Genomic DNA, 2,277 nt, shown 5'->3' with positions numbered 1-2,277 from the left:
GCGGTGAAAATTTTGCTAGATAGATTTAAGCTTGATAAAAACGCCCTTAGCGCAAACGAAGTGGCAAATTTGATAAAGGTTGAAAATTTAAAAGCACCTCTTGGCAAGATAGAAAATGAAAAAATCCAAATGGCGATCAAGTCAAATTTCAGCGCCAAAAGCATAGATGAGATAAGAAATTTAACGATCAAACAGGGGGTCTTTTTAAAAGATATCGCAAGTGTTGATCTTGCTTACAAAGACGCAAATGAAGCAGCGATAATGGATAAAAAAAGTGGCGTCTTGCTTGGTCTTGAGCTAGCTCCAGACGCAAACGCCCTAACCGTGATCGCTCTAGCAAAATCAAAGCTAGATCAGTTTAAAAGCCTGCTTGGCAATGAATACGACGTAAAAATAGCTTATGATAAGAGCGAAGTGATACAAAAGCACATCGATCAAACCGCCTTTGATATGATCCTAGGCGTCTTGCTAACCATCGTGATCGTCTATCTGTTTTTAAGAAATTTCTCGATCACTATCATCTCAGTCGTAGCGATACCAACTAGCATCGTAGCGACATTTTTCATCATAAATGCCCTAGGATACGACATAAACCGCTTAAGCCTCATAGCACTAACGCTTGGCATCGGAATTTTCATCGACGACGCGATAGTTGTCACTGAAAATATCGCTAGCAAGCTAAAAGATGAGCCAAATGCCCTAAAAGCAAGCTTTGCAGGCATAAAAGAGATAGCATTTAGCGTCTTTGCGATCTCTCTCGTGCTGCTTTGCGTCTTTGTGCCAATAGCCTTTATGAGTGGCATCGTTGGCAAGTACTTTAACTCATTTGCGATGAGCGTAGCAGCTGGCATCGTCATCTCGTTTTTTGTGAGCATATTTCTTGTGCCAACGCTTAGTGCTAGGTTTGTAAATGCCAAAGAAAGCGGCTTTTTTCTAAAGAGTGAGCCCTTTTTTGAGGCACTTGAAAATGGCTATGAGAAGCTTTTAGCCTTAGCGCTTAAATTTAAGCTCATATTTTTAGCTATAACGATTGTGGTCGTTGTTTGCTCGTTTGGACTGGCTAAATTTGTAGGCGGTGACTTCATGCCAAGCGAGGATAACTCGGAGTTTAATATCTACTTTAAGCTTGATCCCTCACTTAGCCTGCAAGCTAGCAAAGAGAGGCTAAAAGATAAAATTTCACTCATAAACGCCGATCCTCAGGTTGCTTACGCCTACTTCATCCTTGGCTACACAGACGCCAAGCAGCCTTATCTTGTAAAAGCTTACGTTAGGTTAAAGGAGCTAAAAGATAGAGCTAATCACGAGCGGCAAAACGCTATCATGCAGAGGTTTCGCGACAAGCTAAAAAGTGACGATATGAGCGTCATTGTAGCTGATCTTCCGGTGGTTGAAGGTGGCGATGTGCAGCCAGTTAAGCTTACTATCACATCTGAAAATGGCAAGGAGCTAGAGAAATTTGTGCCAAAGATCAGCAAGATGCTAAAAGAGATAAATGACGCAACTGACGTAAATTCACCTGAAGAAGATCTGCTAAAGCGCGTGCAAATTTCTATAGATGAAGATAAGGCTAAGAGGCTAAATTTAGACAAAGCCAGCATTGCAAGTGCTGTTTATAGTGCATTTAGCCAGAACGAGGTCTCTGTTTTTGAAAACGAAAATGGCAAAGAGTATGAGCTTTATATGCGTCTTGATGATAAATTTAGAAGCGATACAAATGATATTTTAAAGACCAAGATAAGAAGCAAAGAGGGCTTTTTTGTCACACTTGGTGACGTGGCGACGATTAGTTTTGAGCAAAAGCCAGCTAGTATTTCGAGATTTAATAGAGCCGATGAGATAAAATTTCTAGCAAATACCAAAAACAATGCTCCGCTAAATAGCGTGGCAAATGAAATTTCAAAGAAGCTTGATGAAATTTTGCCAGCAAATTTCAAGTATAAATTTCTTGGATTTGTGGAGCTGATGGATGATACGAACGCTTCTTTTATCTTTACAGTGAGTGCGAGCGCGGTGCTTATTTATATGGTGCTAGCTGCACTTTATGAGAGCTTTTTGCTACCATTTCTTATCATGCTTGCCATGCCGCTTGCCTTTTGTGGCGTCGTGATCGGACTTTTTATAAGCGGCAATCCATTTAGCCTATTTGTCATGGTTGGCGTCATCTTGCTCTTTGGCATGGTCGGCAAAAACGCCATTTTGGTGGTTGATTTTGCAAACCACTTTGCAAATAGCGGTATGGAGGCAAACGAAGCTGTAAAAATGGCTGCTAAGAAG

Annotated in this window: 1 protein-coding gene; it reads left to right on the top strand. The window is 40.9% G+C overall.

The window, feature by feature from the left end; all coding sequences use genetic code 11:
* The coding region (locus tag Q0296_RS00100; protein WP_298035569.1) for an efflux RND transporter permease subunit at positions 1-2,277 on the top strand (2,277 nt) is incomplete at both ends.

It is taken from the genome of uncultured Campylobacter sp., from assembly GCF_937890585.1.
Classification (GTDB): domain Bacteria; phylum Campylobacterota; class Campylobacteria; order Campylobacterales; family Campylobacteraceae; genus Campylobacter_A.
Note: the sequence above shows the minus strand (reverse complement) of the source record. Positions and strands in the feature narration are given on the sequence as shown.